This window comes from Lysobacter koreensis (genome assembly GCF_042677045.1).
Lineage (GTDB): Bacteria > Pseudomonadota > Gammaproteobacteria > Xanthomonadales > Xanthomonadaceae > Lysobacter_K > Lysobacter_K koreensis.
In genome coordinates, this window is sequence record NZ_JBHTIH010000002.1 from 746602 (window position 1) to 763838 (window position 17237).

A 17237-nucleotide genomic window follows, 5' to 3' on the forward strand; every position below is an offset into this window, starting at 1 on the left:
GCGAGGAACCACAACCCCGGAGCCACCCCCGACATGCCGCGACACCCGGCAGGGCGGCGGCGGGTTGAAACCCGCCCTACACCGCTCAGCGCCACAACGCGAACGGCAGCATCCCCCACCCGGCAAGCACCGCGCACCACTGCAGCACCCCCAGCGCGGCGAGCGCGTTGACCCAGCCCTTCGCGAGCCCTTCGCGACCACGCAGCGCGCGCCACGCCTGCCAGCCCATCAGCAGCGGCAGCGCCGCAGTAGCGGCGTATAGCGCGACGCTGGCCGCGGTGCGGTCGCCGAGTTGGTCGTAGGACTGCAACAGGAACAGCGGCAGCGGCACCAGCAGCAACGCGACCGCGGCCACCCCCGGCACCAGCGCCGGTTCGCGCCGCAGCAGCGCGCGCACCGGTACGCCGAGCGCGAACCACAGCAGGCCAAGCAGCCCAGCCGCCAGGCTCGCCGCCATCCCCCAGTACAACGCCGCGCCCACCTTGCGGTAGGTGCGCTGGCCGTCACTGAGCAGGCGCTGCCCGCCCTGCCCGACCAGCAGCGCGTGCGAGGCGATGCTGCGTTCGTTGGCGATCAAGCGGTGGCCACCGGCCGGCACCAGCACGCGCGCCGCGCCCTGCACCGGCGTCATCCGCACGCGCGCGCCATCCCACGCCAGCCGCGGGCTGTCGAACAGGAAATCGAGGTAGCGGAACGACGCGAACCGGTTCGGCGCGGGCACGTAGCGGCCCATCCACGCCTCGATGTCGCGCGGCGCGGGCGCGGCCGGCAGCGCGGGCGGCGCCGGCAGCGCCAACGCCTGCACCAACACCGCATCGAAGCGGCCGCTGTCGATGCCGTCGCCGTCGCTGTTGTGCACGGTCACGAACGCCTTGCCACCGGCGGCCGCGCGCGGATCGGGGAACACGCACAGCATCGCGTGGAAACCGACCACGTCGCCGCCGTGGCACAGGCCGACCGCGCCGTGGCGGTCGCGGCGGAACAGGCCCAGGCCGTTGCCGACCGTCAGCCCGGCGCGCGCGGCGTCGGTGGTGCTGGCCCGCCCTATCGCGCGCAGCAGGTCGGTGCGCACCAGCACGCGCCCGTCGGCGCTGCCGTCGCCCAGCAGGAACCGTGCGAACAGCGCCATGTCACGCACCGTGGTGGTGAACTGCCCGGCCGGCCGCAGGTGCACCGGCAAGGCCGACGCCGGTGTCGCCAGGTCGTGGTGGCCCCATGCCAGCCGCGGGTCGGCGTGCGGCCCCACCTGGGTGGTGAACCCGAACGTGCTGTCGGCCATCCCCAGCGGCCGCAGCAACTCGCGGTCGAGCCAGGTCTCGTAGCGCTCGCGCGTGACCGCCTCGATCACCATCGCCGCCAGCGTGTAGCCCATGTTCGAGTACGAGAACTGGCTGCCCGGCGCGCTGCGCAGCGCCAACACCGACGGGTCGCGCGTGAACGCCTCGCGCAACGGCGTGTCCGGCGTGGCCTGGGTACTGAAGACCTGCCACAGCCGCATGTCGTCCAGCCCGGCGCTGTGGTCGAGCAGGTGGCGCACCAGCACCGGCTGGTCCGGCCACGGGTTGGCGAAGCGCAGCGCCGGCAGGTAGCGGCTGACCGGCGCGTCGAGCTCGATGCGTCCGGCCGTGGCGAGCTGCAGCACGCCAGTTGCGATGAAGGTCTTGGCGATCGAGCCGATGTGGACGCGGCTGTCGGCGCGCAGCGGCTGCGCGGTGAGGGTGTTCGCCAGGCCGACCGCGTCGGTGGCGATGGTGCCGTCGCCATCGACCGTCGCCCAGGCGACGCCGGCCACCCCGACCTCGCGCACCGTGCGCTGCATCGCGGCGTGCAGGGCCGCGGCCTGCGCGGTGGCTGCCGGCTGCGCGGCGCGCGCAGGCGGCGCCGTCGCCGCCGGCGCGGGCACTACCGACGCCGCAAGCGCGGCGTGCGCAGGCAGCCACAGCGCGCAGGCCAGCGCCAACCGCGTCATCCATGCGCCCATCGTGTCGGACATCCGTGTTCCTCGTGGTCGGTGAAGGGGCCTATCAGAGCAGCCGCCCCGCGCGGCGGCCCAGGGTCTGAAGCGGGGGTGACCATTGGACTAGCGCGATTGTCGCCGCGACCCGGGCCGTTTGGCGCCCGACACCCGGCGTGTCGCGCGCGACTCCCGGAGGGTGGCGGGTGATGCCCGCCGCGTCGCGCGTGACTCTCCGAGAGTGGCGCGTGATGCCCGGCAGTGTCGCGCGCGACTCTCCGAGGGTCGCGCGTGATGCCCGGCGTGTCGCGCGCGACTCTCCGGGAGTGGCGCGCGATACCCGGCAGTGTCGCGCGCGACTCTCCGGGAGTGGCGCGCGATACCCGGCAGTGTCGCGCGCGACTCTCCGGGAGTGGTGCGTGATACCCGGCAGTGGCGCGTGACCCTCAGAGGGTGGCGCGCGATACCGCCAAAGCCGTCATCCCGAGCGCAGCGAGGGACCTGCTGGCGCTACACGCCTGAGCGGACAACCCCCTTGGCAGACACCACATCCGCGCGGGCACGAACTCCCCTTTGAAAAAGGGGGCTGGGGGGATTTGCCTTTGCCGCAGTCCCCGCAAATCTCCCCCGGCCCTCTTTTCCAAAGAGGGGAGCAGCCACGGCCATCCCGGAGATGCAAAACAAACGCCCGGCGAACGCGAAGTCCGCCGGGCGCCTTGATCGGCTCACCATCCGGTGGCCGCAGCCACCGCCAGCGTTACGCCGGCACCGGCTCCACCGCCGCGCGCGGGCGGCGCGCGAAACGCCCGCCCAGTTCTTTCACCAGCCCGTCCAGGCCCTGGTTGCCGCCGGACACCTTGAGCAGACGGTAGCCCTCGACCGCCGTCTCCATCATGTCGCTGCCCAGCGCCATCTCGGTGTCCTGCAGGCGCTCGACCACCTGCTCCAGCGAGCGCAGCAGCGGCCGCAACACGTCGAGCGCGCGGCGGTCGGCCAGCGCCTCGTCCAGGCCGAAGCTGGGCGGCACCACCTGCCGGTTCTGGTCCAGCGCGTCGAGCGCCTGGCGCACGAACGCCTCCGAGCGGTCGCCCATCTTGAACAGATCGCGGCGCCGGTCCGCGTCCAGCGCGATGGTCTTGCCGGCCATCTGCGCCACCACCGCGGCCACGGCCGCGACCAGCTGCATTTGCTCGGCCTCGGTGAATTCGATCGAAACGAGGTTCTGTGTCATTGCACTCTTCCTTATCCAGTCCATTGATTGATCCGGCCCATATGCCTCGATGGCATCCGTGGGGCCGGACAGTGAGTGCTCCGCGGCGTCCGTGCGGCGGTGATGCGATCGCGTTACGGGCGACCGGAGCGGGGGCGAGTTTGGCAGAAGAAGCCGCAGCTGCGTACTTGGACGTAGTCCTATTGACCGCCTCTTTGAGTGGCCAGCACCATTGGGTTCACGTCCATAACGGGCGCACTTAGTGTAATGCCCAAACATGGATACCCCTTCCCATCTGTACAAGTACACAAGCGCAGATACTGCGAAAGTTGTTTTGTCTACCGGTTGCTTGCGATGGTCGAGCCCAGAAATATTCAACGACCCGGCCGAATTCCGTCGCCTGCCGAGTTTCGAGCCGAGCTTGGTAGATTCAATTCCTCAAGTACCAAGACTCGTAGTTGCGGCTGCCGCCGGAGACTCCACGATCGATGTAGAACGTCTTTGCGCTCCAACCAGACAACTATATGACCTCGTCAGCTGGGCAATCTCGCAGGGCATGAAAGCCGAGGATTTTCTCGACGAGCATGAAGAGGACAGAGCCCTTGATGCCATTTATCACGAGCGACTAAGAGAGTTTTTCGGCGAGAACTTCACCAAACAGGCTCGCGTCCTTTGCCTCACCGCCAATCCGTTGAACCCGGCCATGTGGGCAAACTATGCACAATCGCATGCGGGATGCCTGCTTGGATTCAAGCATTTGCCAGAGCTAAGCACGCCACTCCAGGAAGCCAAGCGGGTCACTTATCATGAAACTGCTCCGCTCATAGGATCTGGCCTTGATTTTCTCCTGTACGGGGATTCTAAAGAGCTTAGAGAGCGCACTATCGACTACATCTGTTTCGCAAAGAAGGCCGAGTGGCAGTACGAGCAGGAGTGGCGGGTTATTACGTGGCGGTCGAACGAAGGACATTCCTTGCATGGCGACTATCCGTTCTTTCCAGATGAGCTCGAATCTCTGACTTTTGGTCTTAGGGCATCAGACGATGACGTAAACGACCTCACTGCCCTTACGCGCTCAAAGTATCCAGCTTGCTCTGTGTTTCGCGTAGTGAGCGAGCACGGCGAACTGAAACGGGTACGGGCATAGCAATTGTCTAGAACCGAAGTCACTAGCGACTCGGCTTGATTCACGAGTTAGATGCGAGGAGTGTCATCCGCATGTCGTCATTAGTTCTGCTAGCTGTTCTAGCATTTGTAGTATTCATCGTTCTTGCCGCACTCAAGAAAAAGCAAGTCGGTGGTTCGGTCGGCTTCCCGTATCAACCTGCGAAGACGCTCTTCTCTGCAGCCGAGCGCTCATTCCTTGGCGTGCTCGATCAAGCTGTCGGCCCGGAGTACCGCGCCTTCGGAAAAGTTCGCGTTGCTGATGTAGCCACTGTGAAACCGGGCCTGGGCAGTTCTGAGCGGCAAGGCGCGCTCAACCGCGTTTCGGCTAAACACTTTGATTTTGTTGTCTGCCGGGCGAGCGACCTGTCTGTTGTCTGCGCGATTGAGCTCAACGACAAATCTCATTCCAGTCAACGGGCGCAGGACCGCGATGAGTTGCTGCTTAGAGTGTGCCAAGCAATCAATTTGCCTTTGCTCACTGTTCCGGCGAAGCAGGGATACTCCGTTCAAGACGTGCGGGTTCAGTTCCTGTCGGCAACTTCCCCACTACGGCCCGGCGTAGCCGTCGACGCCTAAGGATCACTCAAGCCAAGCTTCGCGCCCGGCCGCTATGCCAATGTCCCGGGTTACGAGTGGCACGCTCCCGCGCCGGAACCGGCAGGCCTAATTCGGGCCTGACGGACATCCGGGGAATGACATGAACGATGCGAAGCTGGCCCGCGTGCGCGTGGCGGCCACCGTGGTGGTGATGCTGCTGGAGTTGGCGCATCTGGCGTGGGAGTACTTCCACGGCGGCGTGGTGAGCCACCACCTGTTGGCCCGCGAGGACCTGCCTTCGATTTCCAACTGGTGGGGTGCGGTGCTGCTGCCGGCGCTGACCTGGTTCCTGGTCGGGCGCATCCACCGGCGTGCCGCGCGGCATCGCGCCGGGCGCGGCTCGGTATTGGGTTATCCGGCGGGCATCGTCGCCGGCTTCGTCGCGGCGCTAGTGTTCGGCGTGGCGCTGTCGATGGCGTTTACCTTGGGCCACAACAGCGTTTCGTCGGCTCTGTTCTTCGGCGCGCTGCTGCTGGCCACGGTGCTGCCGCTGTACCGGGCCGAATGCGTGCTCGGCTTCGTGCTGGGGATGACCTTCACGTTCGGTGCGGTGCTGCCTTCGCTTGTCGGCTCGGTGATTGCCGCGATCGCGGCGTTGTTCGGATTCGTCGTGCATCCGGCGTTGCGCTGGGTCGTGAGCCGGTTCAAGCGCGGTGGGTCCACCGACCCGGTGCGGGTTCGCTTGTCGGGCGATTGATGCCGGCGACGCGGAGTGGTGGGGATGGCGATGGTGGGCCTGGGCCCACCCTACGGATTCGCGGCGGCCTGCTCCACCCGCGTTAGCCGGAGGTCGTGGAAGTCGAAGCTGAAGTCGGTGAGCGGGGAGACCGCTTCCATCCGCACTTCGCGGACCTTGCCGTCGTGGTCGAGGTCGAAGTTCACGAACGCGTCGGCGTTGAGCCAGCGCTGGTGCCAGCGGGCGATGAAGCTGTCGTGCTGCCAGTGCGAGAGCGTGCCGACCAGCTCGGGGGTGCGGGTAAAGCGCATCACCAGCTTGCCGCCCTCGTGGGTGATGGCGACGTCGCCGTACCACGGGTCGCGGTAGCTGCCGGCGTACTTGGCCAGCGGCAATGACGGCTTCGACCCGGCGTCGCGCGCGGCGAGGTGCTTCTGCCAGTCGTCGTCGGACTTGCCCTGCGCCTTGGCCAGCGCGGCGGCGTAGGCGGCGGTCCAGTCGGTCTTGGGCGCGTCGAGGTAGGCGTCGAGCACGCGCAGGGTGATGGCGTGGAACGCGCCGGACACTTCGGCGCTGGTCAGCACGACCACGCCGAGCTCGTGCTGCGGCACCATCGTCACGCGCGAGACCATGCCCGGCCAGCCGCCGGTGTGCCAGACGAGCTTCTGGCCGCGGTAGTCGGACAGCTGCCAGCCTTCGCCGTAGCCGAGGAAGTTCGGCTTGGCCGGCAGCAGTTCGGGCACCGACGGGGTGCTGATCGGCATCGGCGTGATCACCGACCACATCGCGTCCTGGCGTTTTTCGCTGAACAGCCGCTGCGGCTGGCCGGCGGCATCGGTGTAGGTGCCTCCGGCCAGCTGCATGCGCATCCACGCGCCCATGTCGTGCGCGCTGGAGTACAGGCCGCCGGCGCCGGAGACGTTGCCCCACGACATGCGCGGCGCCGGTTGCAGGTCGGTGAAGTCCGCCTTGGCGTAACCCGTGGCGACGTTGTCGCCGGGCTTGAGCGCATCGGCGTTGAAGCGGGTGTCGTGCATGCCCAGCGGCGCGAGGATGCGGGTGCGCAGGAAGTCGGCGTACGACTGGCCGCTGGCCTGCTCGATCACCAGCTGGGCGACGCCGTAGAGGATGTTGTCGTAGGCGTACTGGCCGCGGAAGCTGCCGGTCAGCGGCACGTCCTTCAGGCGGCGCGCGACTTCTTCGGTGCTGTAGTCGGTGCCGGGCCAGTACAGCAGGTCGCCGGCGCCCAGGCCCAGGCCGCTGCGGTGCGCGAGCAGGTCGCGCACGCGCATCTCGCGGGTCACGTACGGGTCGGACATCTGGAACCACGGCAGGTGCTGGACGACGCGGTCGTCGAGGTCGAGCTTGCCCTCGTCGGCGAGGATCGACAGCGACGCGGCGGTGAACGCCTTGGTGTTGGAGGCGATCGCGAACAGGGTGTCGGCGGTGACGGGCGCGGGGTTGCCGAGGGCACGCACGCCGTAGCCGCGCTCGAGCACGACCTGGCCGTCCTTGACGATCGCGACAGCGATGCCGGGGACGTCGAATTGTTTGCGCACGCCTTCGATGTAGGTGTCGAGGTCGTGCAGTTGCGGCGGCAGCGCGGTGGTTTGCGCAGGCACTGCGACAGGCGTCGGTTCGGCGGCGAAGAGCGCGGGGCCGCACAGCGCGAGGCCGATGATCCACAAGGTGACGTGCGCCTGCCGCTTGATCGATCGCATTGCTGGGTTCCGTAGGATGGGTGGAGCGCAGCGATACCCATCGCGTCGGCTGTCGGGTGGCGTTGATGGGTATCGCTGCGCTCAACCCATCCTACGGTGGCGGGTGGGGTCGGCATAATGGCGCCCGACTCCTGCGCGGCCCCTGCCCCTGCCAGCCTCCCCTTCCACGAACCCTCCGCGCCGCTTGGCCGTCATCGGCGGCGGCCCGGCCGGGTTGATGGCCGCCGAAACCGCGCGCGCGGCCGGGGTAGAGGTCGACCTGTACGAGGCCAAGGGCTCGGTCGGGCGCAAGTTCCTGATCGCCGGCAAAGGTGGGCTCAACCTCACCCACGGCGAGCCGCGGCCGGACTTCGACCGGCGCTTCGGCGCGCGGGAATTCGATGTCGCGGGGTGGCTGGACGACTTCGACGGCGACGCGCTGCGCGAGTGGGCGCGCGGCTTCGGTATCGAGACCTATGTCGGCACCTCCGGCCGGGTGTTCCCGATGGACCGCAAGGCCGCGCCGCTGCTACGCGGCTGGGTGCGGCGCCTGCGCGAAGACGGCGTGCGCTTCCACGTGCAGCACCGCTGGCTGGGCTGGGGCGACGACGGCGCGTTGCGCTTCGTCACGCCCGAGGGCGAGACGCTGGTCCGCGCCGACGCGGTGGTGCTCGCGCTCGGCGGTGGCAGCTGGCCGCAGCTCGGCTCCGATGGCGCGTGGGCGCCGTGGCTGGCCGCGCGCGGCGTCGATGTCGCGCCGTTGCAGCCGTCGAACTGCGGCTTCGACATCGGCTGGAGCGAGCACTTCGCCACGCGCCACGCCGGCGCGCCGCTCAAGCCGGTCATCGCCCATTGGCGCGACGAGCACGGCGTCGAGCACGCGCTGCAGGGCGAATGCATGGTCACCGCGACCGGCCTCGAGGGCAGCCTGGTGTACGCGCTGTCGGCGACGCTGCGCGACGCGATCGCGCGCGATGGCAGCGCGGCGTTGCAGCTCGACCTCGCCCCGGGCCGCGACTTGGCGCGGCTGCGCCACGACCTGTCCGCGCCGCGCGCCGGCCGCACGCTCAGCGAGCACCTGCGCCGCCACGCCGGCATCACCGGGGCCAAGGCCGCGCTGCTGTACGAGGTGCTCGCCAAGCCGCAGCTCAACGATATCGATGTGCTGGCGACCACCATCAAGCGCCTGCCGTTGGTGCTGAAGCGCGCGCGACCGATCGCGGAGGCCATCAGCAGCGCCGGCGGCGTGCGCCTGGAAGCGATGGGCGACGACCTGATGTTGAACGCCCTGCCCGGCACGTTCGCGGCCGGCGAGATGCTCGACTGGGAAGCCCCGACCGGCGGCTATCTGCTGACCGCCTGCTTCGCCAGCGGCCAGCGCGCGGCGCGCGGCGCAGTTGCGTGGCTCGGTGCAACAGTGCGTTCGTAGGATCGGCGCTTGCCGTCGGCGCCGCCCGTGCCCATCTCCTGTTGGCACCCCCTTTCCCCAACCCGAGGTCCCCCGCATGAAACTCGACAAAGTGCTGTACACGGCGCAAGCCACCGCCACCGGCGGTCGCGAAGGCCAGGCCGTTTCGTCCGACAAGGTGCTCGACGTCAAGCTGACCACGCCGAAGGAACTGGGCGGCAACGGCGCCGTCGGCACCAACCCCGAGCAGCTGTTCGCCGCCGGCTATTCGGCCTGCTTCATCGGCGCGATGAAAGTCGTGGCCGGCAAGGAAAAGATCCAGCTGCCCGACGACCTCAACATCACCGGCGTGGTCGGCATCGGCCCGATCCCGCAGGGCTTCGGCATCCAGGTCGAGCTGAAGATCGACGTCCCCGGCATGGACCGCGCGCAGGCGCAGGCGTTGATCGAGAAGGCGCATGTGGTGTGCCCTTACTCCAATGCGACGCGTGGCAATGTGGATGTGACGCTGACGCTGGTGTGAGGTAGCGGGCGGCATTCGCTTCCTCCATTGCACGCAGGTTGAGCAGGGTTGCCGTCGCAGCTTTGCTGTTGCCCGGCTCTTGATCCCTCAACCGCAATCGCACAGATGTCACCCCAACCCGAAGGGCGACCGGCATGGATGCCGGTCGTTTTCCGATTGAGCCAGGATGGCGAATCGGAAAATCCGCGCAGTGCCGCGCGTGCGTCGGGAGTTCTGTCAGGGAAGGGCCTTTCTTTGGTTACTTTCTTTGGCCGTTCAAAGAAAGTAACTCGCCCCTAGGCGAAAGCTTTTGCAGTTGCTCTAAGGGAACAGCCGCAACGGCGACAACAAGATCAAGGGCTTTCGCACGCTGCGCGCGCGAGTCACTTTTGTCCTTGTCAAAAGTAACCAAAACCGCCTGCGCCGGACGCTCGCCGATGCGATGAAGCCGCATCGGTCCCCTGCGCTCCTCGAGCAAAGGGTACGGCGCCCAAACTCGCTGCGCTCAGACAAGGGCGCCTTTTCCCCCTTTGCCCTCCGGTGCTCGGCGAGCTCTACGGCGCTGGTAGAGCCAAAAGCCTGAAATCAACGGCAACGGCAACGGCAACGGGAACGTCACTGGATCCCCGCCTTCGCGGGGATGACGGGCAAAGGCCGAAGCCGAAGGCGAAGGCGAAGGCGAAGGCGAAGGCGAAGCAATAGCGACAGCGCACGACCGCGCGTCAATCCGCCTCGGCCGCCGCCTCGCGGCCCTGCTGGCGGATCAGGGCTTCCTCGCGCGCGTCGTTGATCGCGTGGCGCACGCCGGCGATGTCGGGGGTGGAGGTGTCGTGCTTGTAGACGCCGGTGAGTTCGCTGTCCGGGTGCAGTTCGCCGTGTTCGAACAGCTCCCAGATCTCCTCGGCGAAATAGGTGTCCAACAGCTCCGGCGCCCAATAGCCGAGGCTGGCGGTGATGTTGTTGACGTCGCGCTGCAGCATCGCGCGGCCGGCGTTGTTACCCGCGGCGCTGACCACCTGCGGCAGGTCGATGATCACCGGGCCGTCGGGCGCGACCAGCACGTTGTACTCGGACAGGTCGCCGTGGATCAGGCCGACGCACAGCATCTTGACGATCTGGCGCATCAGGAAGCGGTGGAAGCCGCAGGCCTGGTCGTGCGACAGCTCGACCTCGTTCAGGCGCGGCGCCGAGTGGCCGTCGGCGTCGACCACCAGCTCCATCACCAGCACGCCGTGGTAGTAGCCGTACGGCTCGGGCACGCGCACGCCGGCGTCGCGCAGCTGGTACAGCGCGTCGACCTCGGTGTTCTTCCAGGCGGTTTCCTGCTGCTTGCGGCCGTACTTGGTGGCCTTGCCGATCGCGCGCGTCTCGCGGCTGCCGCGGACCTTGCGGCCTTCCTGGTATTGCACGCGCTGCTGGAAGCTGCGCTGCGCCATGTCCTTGTAGACCTTGGCGCAACGCACCTCGCCGCCAGCGCGGACCACGTACACGGCCGCTTCCTTGCCGCTCTTGAGCGGGCGCATCACTTCGTCGATCACGCCGTCGTCGATCAGCGCCTGCAGGCCGGTGGGGGTCTTCATGGAGTCCTGTGGATGGCGGTCGCGCCGCGGCGGCTGCGCCGGTTCGCAACGCGCCCGGGGCGACTGGGGTGCATATCTTTACACTGGACGCCCCGATCCGCTGGTTCTGCGTCGCACATGTCCACTTCCGAAGCCGTCCGTCTGTCCAAACGCGTCGCCGAACTGGCCCGCTGCTCGCGCGCCGAAGCCGAGCAATACATCGAGGGCGGCTGGGTTTCGGTGGATGGAACGGTCGTCGAGGAGCCGCAGCGCATGGTCGCCGACGAGGTGGTCGAGATCGACCCCGACGCCCAGCTGGAGGCGACGGAACCGGCCACGGTGCTGTTCCACAAGCCCGTCGGCGTCGATTTCCGCGCTACCGCGGCACTGGTCACGCCCGAGACCCACACCGAGGGCGACCAGTCCGGCGTGCGCCTGCTGCAGCGGCATTTCCACCGGCTCACGCCGCTGATGCCGCTGGACGACGAGGCCAGCGGCCTGATCGTGCTCAGCCAGGACGGGCGGGTGTTCCGCCGCCTGACCGAGGACGCCGCGCGGATCGAGCAGGAGTTCATCGTCGAGGTCGGCGGCGCCGACCCTGGGCCGTACGGGCTGGCGCGGCTTAGCCGCGGCATGGTCTACAACGGCCGCGCCCTGCCGCCGTGCAAGGTCAGCTGGCAGAACGAAATCCGCCTGCGCTTCGCGATCCACGACGTGCAGCCCGGGCAGTTGCGCTACATGTGCGCGCAGATCGGGCTGGAGGTGGTGGCGATCAAGCGCATCCGCATCGGCCGGGTGTCGATGGGCAAGATGCCGGTCGCGGAGTGGCGCTACCTGCCGGTCAGCGAGCGCTTCTGACTCTTGCTCGTCATTCCTGCGAACGCAGGAATCCAGCGGCTTACGCCGGTACAGCCCAAGTCACTGGATTCCTGCGTTCGCAGGAATGACGAGCTAAATAACCTACTGCGCGGAAGTCGATCGCGGCACGCTGGCTCCTACCCCGCCCTACGCCCCGATGCCACCGGCACGTGCCACACCGCGTACTGCGGCGGCGTTTCGATCGCGATGATCATGGTGTCGAAGTCGGCAATCACTTCCTCGCGAGTGCGGCCCGAGGCGCCGGCAAGCGCCTCAGCGAAGCCGTCGCGCCATGCCCGCATGATGTCGGCGAAGGTCGCGCGCGGCACCCGCAACGTGTCCACGGTGAGGTAGTCCATCGCGATATCGCGATAGCCCGCCGCTTCCAGCAGCGCCGGCGAATGCCGGCCGATGCGCCCGTCGCAGCCGACGCCCTGCAGAAACGCGACCGCGTTGAGGTTCCAGAAGCGGTCCGGATCGAACTGGCCCGAATCCCGCGCGACCACCGGCATATGCAACATGCCGTAGTCCTCCGACAGCAGGTGCAGCCAGCCGCCGGGCCTGAGTACGCGGGTGATCTCGGCCAGCACCTGCGGGAAGTCCGGCACCGCCTGCGACATGTGCCGGCACGCGACCAGGTCGAAACTCGCGTCGGCGCAGTCCAGCGCGAACGCATCTCCGACTTCGTAGCCGATGCGTTCGCCGAATGCGGCGCTGTCGCGGCGCGCGACGGCCAGGTTCGATTCGAGGATGTCGATGCCCAGCACCGTCGCCTGCGGATAGCGCTGCGCCAAGCGGCGGCTGATCTCGCCGGTGCCGCATCCCAGGTCGAGGATGCGCAGTGCGCCGGACAGGCCGTAGCGGTCGAACAGCGGCTGTTCCTGCGGCCAGATCGCTTCGGCCTGGTGCGCCAGGTTGCGCACCATCGACTCGTCGCCCATCTGCTCGGCCTGCGGGTTGCGGTCGCGGCTCATGGCGGTGCTCCGGGTGCGGGCGGTGGACGCGTCAGAACGCGCCCATGAAATCCTTCTTGCCGATCTCGATGCCGTTGTGGCGCAGCAGCGCGTAGGCGGTGGTCACGTGGAAGAAGAACTGCGGCAGGCCGTAGCTCAGCAGGTAGGCCTGGCCGCCAATGGTGCGCTCCTTGGGCGTGCCCGGGCGCAGCACGATCTGGCGCTCCTCGCTGCCGGCGAACTGCGCGGCGTCGAGCCCGTCGATCAGGGCGACGGTCTTGGCGATCCGCGCCTGCAACTCGGCGAAGGTCTGTTCGGTGTCCTCGTAGGCGGGCACGTCGGCGCCGGCCAGGCGCGCCGGCACGCTCTTGGCGAAGTCGCAGGCGATCTGCACCTGGCGCACCAGCGGCAGCATGTCGGGGAACAGGCGCGCCTGCAGCAGCGCGTTCGGGTCGATGTTCTTCTGCGCCGCGTGCGCCTCGGCCTTGGCGAGGATGTCGGCCAGGCTGCCGAGCAGCTGCTTGAACACGGGGACGGACGCGGCGTGCATGGAGATGGTCATTCGAGTGGCTCGTCGGCGAGGGGGAGGCGTCGATGGTAACGCGTCGGGATTTCCCGCCGCAGCCGCAACTTCCAACGAGATCGTGCCGTCGTTGCGTTGCACCGTTGCGCGTGCGTCGCCAGTGCACTGCACGCTCGCGACTACACTGCCGCCTTCCCCAAGCACTGGAACCCGCATGCCGCGCCGCCTGCTGCAGCTCTATCTGGGCCTGGTCGCCTACGGCGTGTCGATGGTGATGATGCTGCAGGCGCGGCTCGGGCTGATGCCGTGGGACGTGCTGCACCAGGGCATCGCGCTGCGCGGCGACTGGCCGATGGGCCGGGTCGCGGTGGCGGTCAGCTTCGTGGTGCTGCTGGCCTGGATCCCGATCCGGCAACGTCCGGGACTGGGCACGATCAGCAACGCGATCGTGATCGGGCTGGTGTTCGACGCGACCATGGCCGCGCTCGGCAATTCACTGGCCGGCATCGGCCTGGGATCGCGCTGGGGTTTGCTGGTCGGCGGGATCGTGCTCAATGCGCTGGCCACCGCGGCGTACATCGGCGCGGATTTCGGCCCCGGCCCGCGCGATGGCTTGATGACCGGGCTGGCGCGGCGCACCGGTCGCTCGGTGCGGCTGGTGCGCACGCTGATCGAAGGCGGCGTGTTGCTGGCCGGCGTCGCGCTGGGCGGCACGCTCGGGCTGGGTACGCTGACCTACGCGCTGGTCATCGGCCCGCTGATCCAGTTGGCGCTGCCGCTGTTCGAGCGCCGCGCGCGTGCGCCCGTGGCGCTGGGCGCCAGCGCCTAGCGCCTCGCCGGCGTGGCGCCCGCAATGGGCTGCGTTCAGCGGGCTGTGCGGCCTATCGCGTAGGATGCAAGGGCTCTCGCGGTACCGGCTTCCGTCCGGCCCGCATGCCTCATACGCGCGTCTGCCCCGGCCGTACCTGTCGCCGCTTCGCTCCCCTCCTCGCGTCACCGATCCCGGCCTGGCCGCTCCTTGCCGCGCCGCGGACGCCCCCACGGGAGCCCCCATGCCGGGCTACACCACGCGCAACCTCACCGTCCGCCTCGGCGGCCACGGCTACCGCATCCGTGCGCTCAGCGACAAGCAGCAGTTCGCCGACAGCAACGGCGCGGCCGAACGCGCCGGCATCTCGTCGGCGCTGTGGAGCCTGTTCGGCCAGGTCTGGCCCGCCGGGCGCGTGCTGGCCGAGGCGATGTGCACCTTCGACGTCGCCGGCAAGCGCATCCTCGAACTAGGCTGCGGACTGGGGCTGTCGAGCCTCGTCCTGCAGCGCCGCCGCGCGGACGTGGTCGCCAGCGACCACCACCCGCTCGCGCAGTCGTTCCTGGCGCACAACGCCGCGCTCAACGACCTGCCCGAGCTGGCGTACCACGACCTGCCGTGGGCGGTGCCCGACGCCAGGCTCGGCCGCTTCGACCTGATCATCGGCAGCGACATCCTCTACGAGCGCGACCACGCCGCGCAGCTCGCGGCGATGATGCTGCGCCATGCCCACCCGGATGCCGAAGTGCTGATCACCGACCCGGGCCGCGGCAACAGCAACCCGTTCACGCGCGCGCTCGCAACCCAGGGCTACGACGTGACCGAGCACCGCAGCCGCTTCGACGAGGGCGACGTCGCGCCGTTCCGCGGCCGCCTGCTCAGCTACCGGCGCGGCGCGCTGCGGCCGGCCACAGCGCTGGTTCCGGCATGAGCGTCGCCACCGACGCAGACGACCAGCGCATCGATGCCACGGTGTCGTGCAGCAGTTGCGACGCGGTGTGCTGCCGGCTGACGGTACTGGTGATGCCCGAAGACAACGTGCCGCGCCATCTGGTCGACCGCAACGAGCACGGCCTGGACGTGATGGCGCGCGGCGAGGACGGCTGGTGCATCGCGCTGGACGAAACCCGCATGTGCTGCGGCATCTACGAGCAGCGCCCGGCGATCTGCCGCAAGTTCGCGATGGGCAGCGCGTACTGCCGCGACGAGCGCGAACTCTACCGGCACCGCTACGACGAGCCGAACGACGTCGACGGCCGCCTCGACGGCGACCGAAGCATCCCGCTGACCGTCATCGATAACCGGGCAGGCGCCGCACGGCGATGATCTCGCCCGGCGGCAGGCGGCCGGCACGTTGGCGGTCGCGGGCGATTTCCAGCGCCACCTCGTCGCCTCCGCGCAGCGCGTAGGAATCGACGGTGAAGTCGTGTTCGCTGCCATCGGCCAGTGCGACCTCGAAGATCACGTTTCCCAGAGCGGCCGGCCTAGCCATGGGCGCGCTCCCGACCGGTGGATGGCCCGGCAGGCAGGTTCGACGAATCTCGTGTACCCGCACCGCATGGTGCGTTTCGGCAATGGTGCGTGATCGGTGTCATGGCCCCTCGAAGACGTGCCGTGGAGCGGCTGCAGGCGCAGCGATGCGGCATCGGCAACGAATGGGCCGGCGGCTTGCGACGCCAGCGGACCGACTGCACGAATCCGTCCATGCCGGCGCCGCTGGATGCAGCACCGACGCCCCACGCTAACACGCCACGACGGCGCCGCGACGACGTTCGTCGGCGGCGCCGGTCACACCCGTTTAGCACGGGCGTTGCTACGTTGCGCGCTCCCACAGCCTCGCCAATGGAACCGCCGATGAAGATCCTGATGGTGCTGACCTCGCACGACAAGCTCGGCGACACCGGGCGCAAGACCGGGTTCTGGCTCGAGGAGTTCGCCGCGCCCTATTACGAATTCGCCGATGCCGGCATGGAGGTCGTGCTGGCCTCGCCGTTGGGCGGACAGCCGCCGCTGGATCCCAAGAGCGATGACCCCGACGCGCAGACGCCCGCGACCCGCCGGTTCCGGGGCGATGCCGAGGCCATCGCCGCGCTCGCCTCGACCCGCAAGCTGTCCGAGGTGGCCAATGGCAACTTCGACGCGGTGTTCTATCCCGGTGGCCACGGCCCGTTGTGGGACCTGGCCGAGAACCGCGACTCGATCCGCCTGATCGAGACCACCCACGCCGCGGGAAAACCCGTGGCCGCGGTGTGCCACGCGCCGGGCGTGTTCCGCCACGCCAAGGCCGCCGACGGCACGCCGCTGGTGAAGGACAAGTCGGTCACCGGCTTCACCAACTCCGAGGAGGCCGCGGTCGGCCTGACCGACGTGGTGCCGTTCCTGGTCGAGGACATGCTCAAGGCCAACGGCGGCCGCTATTCCAAGCAGGACGACTGGCAGCGCTACGCGATCACCGACGGCAACCTGGTCACCGGCCAGAACCCGGCCTCGTCGCAGGACGCGGCCAAGGCGGTGCTGGCGCTGCTGGGGCGCTAGGGACGATCTGCCGGCCGCGCGGACTGCGGAGGAACCACCGGCCTGCCGTATCGTGGCGCCATGACCACCCCCACCCTGCCCGGCCTGAGATACCTCAGCGGCTACAGCGAGCCGCTGCAGGCGCAGGTGCGCGAGCTGATCGCGCGCGACCGGCTCGGCGAGCTGCTGCGCAACCGTTACGGCCAGGCGCATGACGTGCGCAACGACAAGGCCCTGTTCGACTACGCGGTCGAGCTCAAGGACCGCTACATGCGCAAGGCCGAGCCGCTCAACAAAGTCGTCTACGACAACAAGCTGCACGTGGTGCGCCACGCGCTGGGTACCCACACGGCGGTGTCGCGCGTGCAGGGCAGCAAGCTCAAGGCCAGTCGCGAGATCCGCATCGCCACCGTGTTCCGCGATGCGCCGGCCGAGCTCCTGAAAATGATCGTGGTGCACGAGCTGGCGCACCTGAAGCAGCGCGAGCACGACAAGGCGTTCTACCAGCTGTGCACGCACATGGCGGCGGACTATCACCAGCTCGAGTTCGACACGCGCCTGTATCTGACGCACCTGGAGTGCGTGCGGCCGGAGCTGCCTGCCGTTGGCGGGTAACGACACGAGAAGCCGGAAGGCGTTCGATGCGTCGTGGCACTTGCTCGTCATTCCTGCGCACGCAGGAACCCAGTGCCTTCGACGTCCAGAGCCAAGTCGCCGGATCCCTGCGATCGCAGGGATGACGACCAGGCATGGAGGAAGCGCGAGGCGCTGGCGTTGCCTCTTTCGCGGGAACCACGAGCGTTGTGCA

The 17237-nt window shown here is 68.5% G+C and carries 18 protein-coding genes and 1 pseudogene; 11 read left to right on the forward strand and 8 right to left on the reverse strand.

What is annotated here, in order from left to right:
• Positions 1-85: 85 nt before the first annotated feature.
• A complete protein-coding gene (locus ACFQZQ_RS03820; RefSeq protein ID WP_386811340.1) occupies positions 86-1993 on the reverse strand; it encodes a serine hydrolase domain-containing protein in 1908 nt (635 codons plus the stop codon).
• 718 nt (positions 1994-2711) lie between these two features.
• Entirely contained in the window at positions 2712-3185 is a 474-nt protein-coding gene (locus tag ACFQZQ_RS03825; RefSeq protein ID WP_386811341.1) for a hypothetical protein, read from the reverse strand.
• A 256-nt stretch (positions 3186-3441) separates the two neighbouring features.
• On the opposite strand from ACFQZQ_RS03825, the gene ACFQZQ_RS03830 reads away from it, so the two are divergent.
• The 3 genes from ACFQZQ_RS03830 to ACFQZQ_RS03840 all read left to right on the forward strand — a co-directional run bounded on the left by ACFQZQ_RS03830 (position 3442) and on the right by ACFQZQ_RS03840 (position 5625).
• Positions 3442-4311, forward strand: coding sequence for a DUF2971 domain-containing protein (locus tag ACFQZQ_RS03830; protein ID WP_386811342.1), 870 nt, complete (start codon positions 3442-3444; stop codon positions 4309-4311).
• Between the two features lie 71 nt (positions 4312-4382).
• Entirely contained in the window at positions 4383-4907 is a 525-nt protein-coding gene (locus tag ACFQZQ_RS03835) for a DUF2726 domain-containing protein (RefSeq protein WP_386811343.1), read from the forward strand.
• Between the two features lie 121 nt (positions 4908-5028).
• On the forward strand, positions 5029-5625 hold the full coding sequence (locus tag ACFQZQ_RS03840; RefSeq protein ID WP_386811344.1) for a hypothetical protein: 597 nt from the start codon (positions 5029-5031) through the stop codon (positions 5623-5625).
• A 50-nt stretch (positions 5626-5675) separates the two neighbouring features.
• Here ACFQZQ_RS03840 and ACFQZQ_RS03845 read toward each other — a convergent pair whose 3' ends face one another.
• Positions 5676-7325 (reverse strand): serine hydrolase, encoded by a 1650-nt coding sequence (locus ACFQZQ_RS03845; protein ID WP_386811345.1) that lies wholly within the window; start codon positions 7323-7325, stop codon positions 5676-5678.
• Between the two features lie 148 nt (positions 7326-7473).
• Here ACFQZQ_RS03845 and ACFQZQ_RS03850 point away from each other — a divergent pair, with 148 nt between their 5' ends.
• Together ACFQZQ_RS03850 and ACFQZQ_RS03855 are read left to right on the forward strand one after the other, a co-directional pair.
• Positions 7474-8733, forward strand: coding sequence for a TIGR03862 family flavoprotein (locus ACFQZQ_RS03850; protein WP_386811654.1), 1260 nt, complete (start codon positions 7474-7476; stop codon positions 8731-8733).
• A gap of 76 nt (positions 8734-8809) precedes the next feature.
• On the forward strand, positions 8810-9235 hold the full coding sequence (locus ACFQZQ_RS03855; RefSeq protein WP_386811346.1) for an organic hydroperoxide resistance protein: 426 nt from the start codon (positions 8810-8812) through the stop codon (positions 9233-9235).
• A gap of 238 nt (positions 9236-9473) precedes the next feature.
• Here ACFQZQ_RS03855 and ACFQZQ_RS03860 read toward each other — a convergent pair whose 3' ends face one another.
• Together ACFQZQ_RS03860 and ACFQZQ_RS03865 are read right to left on the reverse strand one after the other, a co-directional pair.
• A complete protein-coding gene (locus ACFQZQ_RS03860) occupies positions 9474-9668 on the reverse strand; it encodes a hypothetical protein (protein ID WP_386811347.1) in 195 nt (64 codons plus the stop codon).
• A gap of 268 nt (positions 9669-9936) precedes the next feature.
• Positions 9937-10794, reverse strand: a complete 858-nt coding sequence (locus ACFQZQ_RS03865; RefSeq protein WP_386811348.1) for a PA4780 family RIO1-like protein kinase — start codon at positions 10792-10794, stop codon at positions 9937-9939.
• Positions 10795-10911: 117 nt separating this feature from the next.
• Between ACFQZQ_RS03865 and ACFQZQ_RS03870 the strand changes: the two genes are divergently transcribed.
• Entirely contained in the window at positions 10912-11631 is a 720-nt protein-coding gene (locus ACFQZQ_RS03870; protein ID WP_386811349.1) for an rRNA pseudouridine synthase, read from the forward strand.
• 137 nt (positions 11632-11768) lie between these two features.
• On the opposite strand, the gene ACFQZQ_RS03875 is transcribed toward ACFQZQ_RS03870, so the two are convergent.
• Together ACFQZQ_RS03875 and ACFQZQ_RS03880 are read right to left on the reverse strand one after the other, a co-directional pair.
• Positions 11769-12605, reverse strand: coding sequence for a class I SAM-dependent methyltransferase (locus ACFQZQ_RS03875; protein ID WP_386811350.1), 837 nt, complete (start codon positions 12603-12605; stop codon positions 11769-11771).
• Positions 12606-12636: 31 nt separating this feature from the next.
• On the reverse strand, positions 12637-13146 hold the full coding sequence (locus ACFQZQ_RS03880) for a DUF1993 domain-containing protein (protein ID WP_386811351.1): 510 nt from the start codon (positions 13144-13146) through the stop codon (positions 12637-12639).
• A 175-nt stretch (positions 13147-13321) separates the two neighbouring features.
• On the opposite strand from ACFQZQ_RS03880, the gene yczE reads away from it, so the two are divergent.
• From yczE to ACFQZQ_RS03895, 3 genes and pseudogenes are all read left to right on the forward strand, one after another.
• Positions 13322-13936, forward strand: a complete 615-nt coding sequence (gene yczE / locus ACFQZQ_RS03885; protein WP_386811352.1) for a membrane protein YczE — start codon at positions 13322-13324, stop codon at positions 13934-13936.
• A gap of 223 nt (positions 13937-14159) precedes the next feature.
• On the forward strand, positions 14160-14846 hold the full coding sequence (locus tag ACFQZQ_RS03890; RefSeq protein ID WP_386811353.1) for a class I SAM-dependent methyltransferase: 687 nt from the start codon (positions 14160-14162) through the stop codon (positions 14844-14846).
• A pseudogene (locus tag ACFQZQ_RS03895) lies at positions 14843-15136 on the forward strand (YkgJ family cysteine cluster protein); the annotation flags it as partial. The gene ACFQZQ_RS03890 and the pseudogene ACFQZQ_RS03895, both read left to right, overlap by 4 nt.
• 70 nt (positions 15137-15206) lie before the next feature.
• On the opposite strand, the gene ACFQZQ_RS03900 reads toward ACFQZQ_RS03895, so the two are convergent.
• Positions 15207-15407, reverse strand: coding sequence for a hypothetical protein (locus ACFQZQ_RS03900; RefSeq protein WP_386811354.1), 201 nt, complete (start codon positions 15405-15407; stop codon positions 15207-15209).
• Between the two features lie 362 nt (positions 15408-15769).
• On the opposite strand from ACFQZQ_RS03900, the gene ACFQZQ_RS03905 reads away from it, so the two are divergent.
• Together ACFQZQ_RS03905 and ACFQZQ_RS03910 are read left to right on the forward strand one after the other, a co-directional pair.
• Positions 15770-16450, forward strand: a complete 681-nt coding sequence (locus ACFQZQ_RS03905; protein WP_386811355.1) for a type 1 glutamine amidotransferase domain-containing protein — start codon at positions 15770-15772, stop codon at positions 16448-16450.
• A 75-nt stretch (positions 16451-16525) separates the two neighbouring features.
• A complete protein-coding gene (locus ACFQZQ_RS03910; RefSeq protein WP_386811655.1) occupies positions 16526-17044 on the forward strand; it encodes a YgjP-like metallopeptidase domain-containing protein in 519 nt (172 codons plus the stop codon).
• The last annotated feature ends 193 nt before the right edge of the window (positions 17045-17237 follow it).

Bases quoted from the DNA above. Each gene is read 5' to 3' on its own strand.
- ACFQZQ_RS03875 (WP_386811350.1), bottom strand. From the start codon at position 12,605: ATGAGCCGCGACCGCAACCCGCAGGCCGAGCAGATGGGCGACGAGTCG.
- ACFQZQ_RS03890 (WP_386811353.1), top strand. From the start codon at position 14,160: ATGCCGGGCTACACCACGCGCAACCTCACCGTCCGCCTCGGCGGCCAC.
- yczE (WP_386811352.1), top strand. From the start codon at position 13,322: ATGCCGCGCCGCCTGCTGCAGCTCTATCTGGGCCTGGTCGCCTACGGC.
- ACFQZQ_RS03880 (WP_386811351.1), bottom strand. From the start codon at position 13,146: ATGACCATCTCCATGCACGCCGCGTCCGTCCCCGTGTTCAAGCAGCTG.
- ACFQZQ_RS03865 (WP_386811348.1), bottom strand. From the start codon at position 10,794: ATGAAGACCCCCACCGGCCTGCAGGCGCTGATCGACGACGGCGTGATC.
- ACFQZQ_RS03820 (WP_386811340.1), bottom strand. From the start codon at position 1,993: ATGTCCGACACGATGGGCGCATGGATGACGCGGTTGGCGCTGGCCTGC.
- ACFQZQ_RS03840 (WP_386811344.1), top strand. From the start codon at position 5,029: ATGAACGATGCGAAGCTGGCCCGCGTGCGCGTGGCGGCCACCGTGGTG.
- ACFQZQ_RS03860 (WP_386811347.1), bottom strand. From the start codon at position 9,668: ATGCGGCTTCATCGCATCGGCGAGCGTCCGGCGCAGGCGGTTTTGGTT.
- ACFQZQ_RS03835 (WP_386811343.1), top strand. From the start codon at position 4,383: ATGTCGTCATTAGTTCTGCTAGCTGTTCTAGCATTTGTAGTATTCATC.
- ACFQZQ_RS03855 (WP_386811346.1), top strand. From the start codon at position 8,810: ATGAAACTCGACAAAGTGCTGTACACGGCGCAAGCCACCGCCACCGGC.
- ACFQZQ_RS03900 (WP_386811354.1), bottom strand. From the start codon at position 15,407: ATGGCTAGGCCGGCCGCTCTGGGAAACGTGATCTTCGAGGTCGCACTG.
- ACFQZQ_RS03905 (WP_386811355.1), top strand. From the start codon at position 15,770: ATGAAGATCCTGATGGTGCTGACCTCGCACGACAAGCTCGGCGACACC.
- ACFQZQ_RS03845 (WP_386811345.1), bottom strand. From the start codon at position 7,325: ATGCGATCGATCAAGCGGCAGGCGCACGTCACCTTGTGGATCATCGGC.
- ACFQZQ_RS03870 (WP_386811349.1), top strand. From the start codon at position 10,912: ATGTCCACTTCCGAAGCCGTCCGTCTGTCCAAACGCGTCGCCGAACTG.
- ACFQZQ_RS03825 (WP_386811341.1), bottom strand. From the start codon at position 3,185: ATGACACAGAACCTCGTTTCGATCGAATTCACCGAGGCCGAGCAAATG.
- ACFQZQ_RS03830 (WP_386811342.1), top strand. From the start codon at position 3,442: ATGGATACCCCTTCCCATCTGTACAAGTACACAAGCGCAGATACTGCG.